Source organism: Exiguobacterium sp. ERU653 (genome assembly GCF_018617775.1).
GTDB classification, from domain to species: Bacteria; Bacillota; Bacilli; order Exiguobacteriales; family Exiguobacteriaceae; genus Exiguobacterium; species Exiguobacterium marinum.
In genome coordinates this window covers 1,928,272-1,937,378 of the sequence record NZ_JACSKV010000001.1, presented here as the reverse complement: position 1 = coordinate 1,937,378, position 9,107 = coordinate 1,928,272, and the positions used below count along the sequence as shown (strand labels likewise).

Below are 9,107 nucleotides of genomic sequence, written 5' to 3'. Positions count from 1 at the left end.
GTAGTTGGGGGATCTCCCCCTGTGAGGATAGGACGTTGCCAGGCAAGATCGTTCCGCAATAGCTCAGTGGTAGAGCAACCGGCTGTTAACCGGTAGGTCGTAGGTTCAAATCCTACTTGCGGAGCCAATTTAGGCCCGTTGGTCAAGCGGTTAAGACACCGCCCTTTCACGGCGGTAACACGGGTTCGAATCCCGTACGGGTCACCAATATGGAGGATTAGCTCAGCTGGGAGAGCACCTGCCTTACAAGCAGGGGGTCGGCGGTTCGATCCCGTCATCCTCCACCATCTTTATTTATTAATTCAAACCTATATATATGCCGGTGTAGCTCAGTTGGTAGAGCATCTGACTTGTAATCAGAGGGTCGAGGGTTCGAATCCTTTCGCCGGCACTCCTCGGGGGGGTAGCGAAGTGGCTAAACGCGGCGGACTGTAAATCCGCTCCTTCGGGTTCGGCGGTTCGAATCCGCCCCCCCCCACCAGGTTTGAGCCATTAGCTCAGTTGGTAGAGCATCTGACTTTTAATCAGAGGGTCGCAGGTTCGAGCCCTGCATGGCTCACCATTTTTTGCGGAAGTAGTTCAGTGGTAGAATACGACCTTGCCAAGGTCGGGGTCGCGGGTTCGAATCCCGTCTTCCGCTCCATATTCTTACCCATTCATGGGGCCTTAGCTCAGCTGGGAGAGCGCCTGCCTTGCACGCAGGAGGTCAGCGGTTCGATCCCGCTAGGCTCCACCATATGTTTTTTTCTTAAGTTATTGATGACTTAAGTTTTTTTTTGCTTAAAACCATGAACCATTCACTTGAGAGTACAGAGAAAGGCAGCCTGCCACCATTCAGGCTGCCTTTTTGCATGTTTATTCATAATAGTGCCGAGTTGAACCAAATGAATGATAGCGTTTACAATTTAACTATCAAGCGTATAAAGGGGGAATGGCGATGCAATGGTCATATATTCATGTACCACTTCGTTATGGTCAGGGGAAACTCGGGGTCGATCAAGGACCGATGAAGTTGAACGAACTAGGGATGGAAAAACTTCTTCCTAAAGGGGCGGTGAACCAAACGATTCGTGTGTTACCGGAATCTGAAATTCGTGAAAATGAAGAACATTTGAAGCGGGTAGATGGTGTATTGCACACTGTTACGGAATTGGCAGAAGTGATAGATAGCGAAATTAGAGCGAATCGATTCCCATTGATCGTTGGGGGCGATCATAGTATGGCAATCGGCACACTCGCAGGACTAGCAAAAACGGGACCATTTGGTGTCATTTGGGTAGATGCCCACGCTGACTTGAATACGGGGGATACCTCACCATCTGGTAATATTCATGGAATGCCACTTGCTGCAGCTATGGGGATGGGGGATATACGTCTGACAGAAGTAGGTGGGCGTGATTCGAAGTTATCGCCAAATCATTTGGTGTATATTGCCCTTCGTGATATCGATGAAGGAGAAATAAACGAAATCAATCGACTCGGTATAAAAGTCATTACCGTAGAAGAAGTTCGTACGCGTGGGGTCGATGTGATCATGCAAGAGGCGCTCAGCTATCTTCGTGAACGAGTAGACCGTTTTTATATCAGTTTTGATATGGACAGTCTCGATGCGTCACTCGTTCCGGGTACAGGAACACCGGTTGATGGTGGTCTAACAGAAGTCGAGGCCAAAGCGATTTTAAAAGAAGCGATGCAGGCAGAAGATTTGATTGCCGTAGAGCTCGTCGAATTGAATCCGGCATTAGACCGGGACGACATGACGGCTCAATTGGCCTACCGTCTGTGTGAAACGATTATAAAATCTAAAGAAAACCTGTTATTGGAAGGCGAAACCGTCTGATTTCCTTACAGTTTCCAAACCCGTTTGCTACAATGGGGGTGGAAACTTTTTTTACTTTAATGAAACTAATTCAACTGGTGAGACGTATATAGAAATGACCGCATGTGTTGCGGAGAGGGGAAGTGGATTGATGGAACGGCTGACCACCCGTTTGGTTGACGAATTGAGGGCGGGGAATCACGATTCGTTTGCCGAGCTGGTAGAACTATACAAGGATGGCGTCTTTGCAATCGCCTATAAAATTTTGTATGATCGTGGCGAAGCGGAAGATGCTGCCCAAGAAGCATTCATACGTGCATATACACGTATTGATACGTATGATGCGCAATACAAGTTCAAAACATGGCTCTATCGAATTACGACGAACGTTGCCATCGATCGATTGAGGAAACGGAAACCGGAGTATTCAATGGATGCAGAAATTGCGGGTACAGACGGTTTGACTTATCAAGACCACTTAGCTGATGAAGCACCTCAACCCGATGCCCAAGTGGTTCATCGCGAAATTCGAAGTGAGATGCATGAAGCCATCAAACAACTTCCTGACAAATACCGCATTCCCTTACTATTAAAATATGTGGATGATTTGTCGCTAAAAGAAATTAGCGTGATGATTGACATGCCGGTCGCAACAGTTAAAACAAGGATCTTCCGGGGAAGAGAAATGTTAAAAACAATCTTTCAAAATAGGGAGGGGTTCAATTGACTCCTGAAGAAAAAGTACAACAATATTTGGAAGATGGCGTTTTGCCCGAAGAATCTGACGAATTGCGTCAATTGTTAGAAGACGATGAATTATATGAGTCTTATCTACAATATGAACGAATCGACGCAGAACTGAAAGCATTGCCTCGTCCAAAGTTATCAGCGGATTTTACGACCCGTGTGATGGCCGCTATACCTGAAACACCGGTACAAAAAGGACCTGACACGGTTGTGACGTTATCCAAACCTGTGCGCAAAGAGCGCAAGCCACATTCAAAACAAATGATTTGGTTACAGCGCCACCCAGGTTTGATTGCCGCAGTCCTATTCTTTAGTTTGATGTCTAGTGCGACACTTGGATTATGGAGTAGTGCTTCGGAGACAATGACGTATACAAAAGTACCAGGTGTCGTCGTATCAGAGAATGAAGTGATTGTGCCAGCGGGTGTTACTGTCGAGAAAGACATTACCGTCCAAGGTGGCGATTTACGGATTGAAGGTACCGTCCAAGGTGACGCGACAGCTGTCAATGGTCGTGCGTATTTAGCAAGTGCCGGGCAAGTGACAGGTGAACTTGAACAAATCGATCAGATGTTCGAGTGGATCTGGTATTCGATGAAACAACTTTTCTAAAGACGCTTCCGGCGTCTTTTTTCGTTTCAATCTCGTTTCGTTTTGGTGTGACGCAATGCGTATATACAAAAATGATGATATAATGGAATTTGCACGATTTAGCTAGGTAGTTGAGGAGGGGAGCATTTGCCGCTACTTGAACAAGTATCATATTTCTCATTTTTAAATCTTTCAGAAAACGTACATTGGTACGATTATTTGAACGATGTTTTAGATATCGTCGTCGTCACGTATGTCATTTATAAGTTAATGATGATTGTACGTGGGACAAAAGCAGTCCAGTTAATTAAAGGGATCTCCATCATTCTAGTCAGTTGGTTCTTGAGTGGTTTCTTCGGGTTGAAGACGCTCCAGTTCTTGCTAAATCAGGTGATCACATACGGTCTTCTCGGAATTATCATCATCTTCCAGCCTGAATTGAGACGTGGTCTTGAGCACCTCGGTCGGACGAGCAACTTATTCGGGCGTACAGGAACAAGTGATGAAGAGCAACAACGCCAAATGATTGAAGCCATCGTCAGTTCTGCGCAATATATGTCAAAGCGGCGGATTGGTGCGTTGATTGCGATTGAACGAGATACGGGATTAAACGAGTATGTGGAGACGGGCATTCGTATGGATTCGCATATTACTTCCCAATTAATTATTAACTTATTCATTCCAAACACACCACTCCATGATGGTGCGATGATTATTCAAGATGGAAAGATTGCGGCAGCAGCCTGCTATTTGCCGCTCTCGGAAAGTCCACACATCGATAAGGCCCTCGGGACACGACATCGGGCAGCCATTGGGGTCAGTGAAGTGACAGATAGCGTCACTCTCACCGTGTCAGAAGAAACAGGAGCTGTCTCTCTCGCGATCGCAGGACGCTTATATCGAGAGTTAGATGAAGAAGCGCTTCGTAATAAATTAATTCAAGAACTCGTCATCGAAGAAAAAGAGGCGACCCTCTCGTTCTTCGGCAAAAAAGGAGGGGATAAGTAAGTGATTGATCAGTGGTTACAACATAAGTGGTTTCTCCGCTTCATCGCACTTGCTTTAGCCGTCCTTTTATACTTAATGGTCGCTGAGACCAGTTCCTCGAACAACGCTTCTAGCGCTTTGCCGATTGTTGGACAAAGTTCCATGACGCTCGATGTACCGGTCGAAGTATTTTTTGATGAGGTGCAGTATGTCGCATACAACGTGCCTGAGGAGATGGGTGTTGAGCTTCAAGGTCCCTCAAGTAGTTTAACGATGACCAAACTGGTGAAAGATTATCAAGTGTTTGTCGATTTGACCAACCTTGGAACCGGATTTCATCGCGTCCCAGTCGAGGCACGAGGTTTCGGTGGAGACGTCAATGTCAAATTGGATCGAGAGACAGTTGAAATTTACATTGATCGGAAGCAAACGATTGAAGTTCCGGTGTCTGTGAACCTGTTGAATAAAGATCAATTACCGGAAGGGAAAGTGGCTGGCGATGTTGAAATCGAACCGTCGACTATCAAAGTCACAGGCGGTGCGAGTCGCATTCAAAATGTCAAAGAAATCACGTTAAATGTGGATGTCTCGAATCAAAATCAGACATTCACTCGTGAGATTCCACCGACAATTTTAGATGCGAACGGGAATCCGTTGAATGTGTCGGTCGACCCGAATATCATCAATGTGACTGTCCCGATTTACAATGAGAGTGTGATGATTCCGATTGAGGTCGTCACGAGCGGAGAAGTGTCGGACGACTTCAGGTTAGTAGATACATTACTAGGTGAAACAGAAGTTCGTGTCTTTGGATCAAAAGAGGTGCTCGATAAACTCGATCGAGTCGAGACAGAGCCGATTGAACTGGATGATTTGAAGAAGTCTGAGAAAGTAAATGTTACTCTCCGTCTCCCTGAAGGAGCCACGTCACTCGACAAAAGAGAAGTAGAAGTTCAAGTGCTGATTCGTCCGAGTGATGAGACGAAAGATGACACGAGCGAATTGACAGAGCGGATTCGGATGACTGTTCCAGTGAACGTACGGGGGTACGACCGAACCAATTATACGATTCAAACGCAAGATGTGGTCAGTGTCACTCTGTCCGGAAAGCGGTCCCTTCTCGAGACCATTTCATCGAACAGTGTTAACGTGACATTGGATTTGACAGGATTACCAGGTGGGACACACGCGGTAGATGTCGATTACGAAGTACCAAAAGGCGTGACGGTTGTCTCGCCGAAGACGATTGATGTTCAACTGACGAGCGTCGATGAAGAAACAGAAACATCTTCCATTCAATAAAGATGTTCAATCATACAAAAGTGAGGATTTAATCTAATGGGTAAATATTTTGGAACAGACGGAGTTCGCGGTGTCGCGAACTCTGAGTTAACTGCGGAATTAGCATATCGTTTAGGCCGTGCTGGTGGCTATGTGTTGTCGAAACATTTGCCAGAAGGCGAACAACCAAAAGTATTGATTGGTCGTGACACACGCATCTCAGGACATATGCTTGAAGGTGCATTGATTGCCGGACTTCTCTCAATCGGTGCAGAAGTGATGCGTCTTGGTGTCATCTCAACACCTGGAGTTGCGTACTTAACAAAATCGCTAGATGCGACAGCCGGTGTCATGATTTCGGCATCGCACAACCCGGTAGCCGACAACGGAATCAAATTCTTCGGTAGCGATGGTTTTAAATTAGATGATGCGACTGAGCAAGAAATCGAAGATATTTTAGACGCTACGGAAGATACGCTCCCACGACCGACTGGGAAAGATCTCGGTTTCGTGTCGGACTATTATGAAGGGGCACAAAAATACCTTCAAATGTTGAAACAAACCGTTGAAGAAGACTTCGATGGCCTTCACATTGCGCTCGACTGTGCACATGGGGCAACGAGTGGGCTCGCAGCACGTCTCTTCGCTGACCTTGAAGCGAACGTATCCACAATCGGAAACTCGCCGAACGGTCTAAACATCAATGAAGGTGTCGGCTCGACACATCCTGAGCACTTGGCTGAGTTCGTCCGTGAAAAAGGAGCGGACATGGGCCTTGCCTTTGATGGTGACGGGGACCGTTTGATTGCGATTGACGAGAACGGTGAAATCGTCGATGGAGACAAAATTATGTATATTTGCGGGAAATACTTGAGTGAAAAAGGGCGTCTCAAAGACAACACGATTGTCGCGACGGTCATGAGTAACCTCGGGTTCCATAAAGCTGTTGAAGAAGCGGGCATGACAGCGCTCCAGACAGCAGTCGGTGACCGTTATGTCGTTGAAGAGATGAAAAAACACCAGTACACACTCGGTGGCGAACAATCGGGTCACTTGATTTTCCTCGATCACTCGACAACAGGTGACGGGATGTTATCGGGCGTCCAGTTGGCAGAAATCGTGAAATCGACGGGCCGCAAACTCTCTGAATTGGCGGCTGAGATGCCTGTTTATCCGCAAAAACTCGTAAATATTCGTGTGACGAATAAAAACGATGCGATGAACGGAGAGCGTGTCTTGGCAACGATTCAAGAAGCGGAAGCAGAAATGGGCGGAAACGGTCGAATTCTCGTCCGTGCATCGGGAACAGAGCCTCTCGTTCGTGTGATGGCGGAAGCACCGACAGCGGAAGAATGCGACCGCTACGTTGAACGAATCGCGCAAGTTGTTCGCGAAGATTACGGTTTAGAAGGATAAAATTCTCAAAAGCGGGAATAACACAAGGGAATCCAACATTGGATTCCCTTTTTGTTTCCGTTTTGTCATCGAGAAAACAGCGGATTTTCTTGACGAATGGGGGTGTGATTTGTACTATTAAGAGCGTGACCTTGGAAACGGAAGGACACAAGAGTACGAACAAGCGCCAGAACTCTGCGGAGTTGACGAGGTTGGAGGTTATCGAGATTTCGGCGGATGCCTCCTCGTCGCCTGTCACGACGAGAAGCATACTTTTAAAACGCCCGGGTGACCGGACGGACAAAGAAGTGTGTGTTGACAGCTCTTAGAAAAAGCCCGTTTCCTTTTTCGAGAAATCGAAGAATAGAGGAGATTTATTTATGTGTGGAATTGTAGGAATGATTGGGAATACCGGAGCGAAGGAAGTCCTTCTCAAAGGTCTTGAAAAACTCGAGTACCGTGGTTATGACTCGGCAGGTCTAGCGTTGATGCATGATAATGTCAACGTTCACAAAGAAGTCGGTCGCATTGCTGCGCTACGCGAAATCATCCCAGCAGAAGTAGACGGCACGATTGGAATCGGCCACACACGTTGGGCGACACACGGGGTACCGAGTGTACCGAACGCCCACCCGCACCAGAGCACGACAGGACGCTTCACGCTCGTGCATAACGGCGTAATCGAGAATGACGAGCTCATCAAGAAGACGCTTGATGTCCCGTTCCTCTCAGAAACAGACACGGAAGTCATCGTCTTGCTCATGGAGAAACACTTCGTCGAGCTCGGCGATGTCGAGGCGGCGTTCCGCAAGACGCTCTCGAACCTCCACGGCTCATACGCGATCGCGATGATCGACTCAGAGGACAAAGAGCGCCTCTATATCGGGAAGAACAAGTCACCACTTCTCGTCGGACTCGGTGACGGCACATTCAACGTCGTCGCATCGGACGCGATGGCGATGCTCCAGGTGACAGACCAGTACCTCGAGCTCCACGACGGCGAGATTGTCATCCTCACACGCTCGACGGCGACGATCAAGACGCTCGACGGCGACGTGCTCGAACGCAAACCATATACGGCCGAAATCGATGCGTCAGACATCGAGAAGGGCACGTACGCGCACTACATGTTGAAGGAGATGGACGAGCAACCGGCCGTCATCCGTAATATCATCCAGCATTACCAGAACGAGAACGGTGACATCGAACTCACGGAAGGCGTGCGCGAGCTCGTCTCGGAAGCAGACCGTGTCTATATCGTCGCGTGCGGTACGAGTTACCACGCTGGTCTTGTCGGGAAGCAATTGATCGAGCGCGTTGCAGGTGTACCGACTGAAGTACACGTCGCCTCAGAATTCGGTTACAACATGCCACTTTTGACAGAGAAGCCACTCTTCCTCTTCATCTCACAATCAGGTGAGACAGCGGACAGCCGTGCCGTCCTCGTCGAAGTGAAAAAGCTTGGCCATAAAGCGCTCACGTTGACAAACGTAGCAGGATCGACACTCTCGCGTGAAGCGAACGAGACGATGCTCCTCCATGCAGGACCAGAAATCGCGGTCGCGTCGACGAAAGCATACACGGCTCAGATTGCCGTCCTCGCGATTCTCGCATACGACATCGCTCGTGCGAACGGGAAGAAACTTCCGTTTGATCTCATGCAGGAACTCGCACTCGTTGCAACGACAATGGACTCGATCATGGCACAAAAAGAAATCTTTGAAGAGCTTGCAGATAAGTTCTTGAAAGAGTCACGTAACGCGTTCTTCCTCGGACGTGGATTGGATTCATATGTCGGTCTCGAAGGCGCATTGAAGCTGAAAGAGATCTCATATATCCAAGCAGAAGGATACCCAGGTGGGGAACTGAAGCACGGTCCGATCGCCTTGATTGAAGACGGGACACCGGTCATCACGCTCGTGTCTCAACCGAACACACACCTCAACATCCGTGGAAACATCAAGGAAGTTGTGGCGCGTGGTGCGATCGCATGTACGATTTCAATGGAAGGAATGGAGCATGAGAACGACGCATTCGTTCTTCCACGTGTTGAACCGCTTCTCACGCCACTCGTGACGGTTCTTCCGCTTCAACTCATCTCGTACTATGCGGCACTTGCCCGCGACTGTGATGTCGACAAGCCACGTAACTTGGCGAAGTCTGTAACAGTTGAATAATGTTCAAGACCAAAATTTTTCGGGATTTTGGTCTTTTTTGTTGCAATGCGTTAACAAATCATCGTAATACTCTCAAAAACGTCTGTCCATTCTTAGGAATGGGTACACTC

General features: G+C 47.9%; 7 protein-coding genes and 8 tRNA genes. All 15 read left to right on the top strand.

Translation table 11 applies throughout. The features are described from left to right. Positions 1-52: 52 nt before the first annotated feature. Positions 53-127, top strand: a tRNA-Asn gene (locus KNO95_RS09920). 5 nt (positions 128-132) lie between these two features. Beyond that, positions 133-207, top strand: a tRNA-Glu gene (locus KNO95_RS09915). 4 nt (positions 208-211) lie between these two features. Further along, positions 212-287, top strand: a tRNA-Val gene (locus KNO95_RS09910). A gap of 31 nt (positions 288-318) precedes the next feature. Beyond that, positions 319-391, top strand: a tRNA-Thr gene (locus KNO95_RS09905). A 6-nt stretch (positions 392-397) separates the two neighbouring features. Continuing rightward, positions 398-481 (top strand) — tRNA-Tyr (locus KNO95_RS09900). A gap of 5 nt (positions 482-486) precedes the next feature. After that, positions 487-562: transfer RNA gene (locus tag KNO95_RS09895), tRNA-Lys, on the top strand. A gap of 6 nt (positions 563-568) precedes the next feature. Continuing rightward, positions 569-643: transfer RNA gene (locus tag KNO95_RS09890), tRNA-Gly, on the top strand. Between the two features lie 17 nt (positions 644-660). Next, a tRNA-Ala gene (locus tag KNO95_RS09885) sits at positions 661-736 on the top strand. 201 nt (positions 737-937) lie between these two features. After that, entirely contained in the window at positions 938-1,840 is a 903-nt protein-coding gene (rocF, locus tag KNO95_RS09880; RefSeq protein ID WP_214702893.1) for an arginase, read from the top strand. A 130-nt stretch (positions 1,841-1,970) separates the two neighbouring features. Next, positions 1,971-2,546 (top strand): RNA polymerase sigma factor SigW, encoded by a 576-nt coding sequence (gene sigW / locus KNO95_RS09875; protein ID WP_012727640.1) that lies wholly within the window; start codon positions 1,971-1,973, stop codon positions 2,544-2,546. Further along, complete coding sequence (locus KNO95_RS09870) at positions 2,543-3,178, top strand: hypothetical protein (RefSeq protein WP_214878879.1); 636 nt, start codon at positions 2,543-2,545, stop codon at positions 3,176-3,178. Before sigW ends, KNO95_RS09870 begins: the two co-directional genes overlap by 4 nt. Positions 3,179-3,304: 126 nt before the next feature. Next, entirely contained in the window at positions 3,305-4,165 is an 861-nt protein-coding gene (cdaA, locus tag KNO95_RS09865) for a diadenylate cyclase CdaA (protein WP_026824856.1), read from the top strand. Beyond that, positions 4,166-5,446, top strand: coding sequence for a CdaR family protein (locus KNO95_RS09860; protein ID WP_214702904.1), 1,281 nt, complete (start codon positions 4,166-4,168; stop codon positions 5,444-5,446). It abuts the gene before it with no gap. Between the two features lie 36 nt (positions 5,447-5,482). After that, the gene (glmM, locus tag KNO95_RS09855) at positions 5,483-6,841 is read left to right on the top strand and encodes a phosphoglucosamine mutase (protein WP_214700454.1); all 1,359 of its coding nucleotides are present in this window, start codon (positions 5,483-5,485) and stop codon (positions 6,839-6,841) included. Between the two features lie 359 nt (positions 6,842-7,200). Continuing rightward, positions 7,201-8,997 (top strand): glutamine--fructose-6-phosphate transaminase (isomerizing), encoded by a 1,797-nt coding sequence (gene glmS / locus KNO95_RS09850; RefSeq protein WP_214702906.1) that lies wholly within the window; start codon positions 7,201-7,203, stop codon positions 8,995-8,997. Positions 8,998-9,107 lie beyond the last annotated feature (110 nt).

Excerpts from the sequence above, each read along its gene's own strand:
- rocF (WP_214702893.1), top strand. The coding sequence starts at position 938 with ATGCAATGGTCATATATTCATGTACCACTTCGTTATGGTCAGGGGAAA.
- sigW (WP_012727640.1), top strand. The coding sequence starts at position 1,971 with ATGGAACGGCTGACCACCCGTTTGGTTGACGAATTGAGGGCGGGGAAT.
- glmM (WP_214700454.1), top strand. The coding sequence starts at position 5,483 with ATGGGTAAATATTTTGGAACAGACGGAGTTCGCGGTGTCGCGAACTCT.
- glmS (WP_214702906.1), top strand. The coding sequence starts at position 7,201 with ATGTGTGGAATTGTAGGAATGATTGGGAATACCGGAGCGAAGGAAGTC.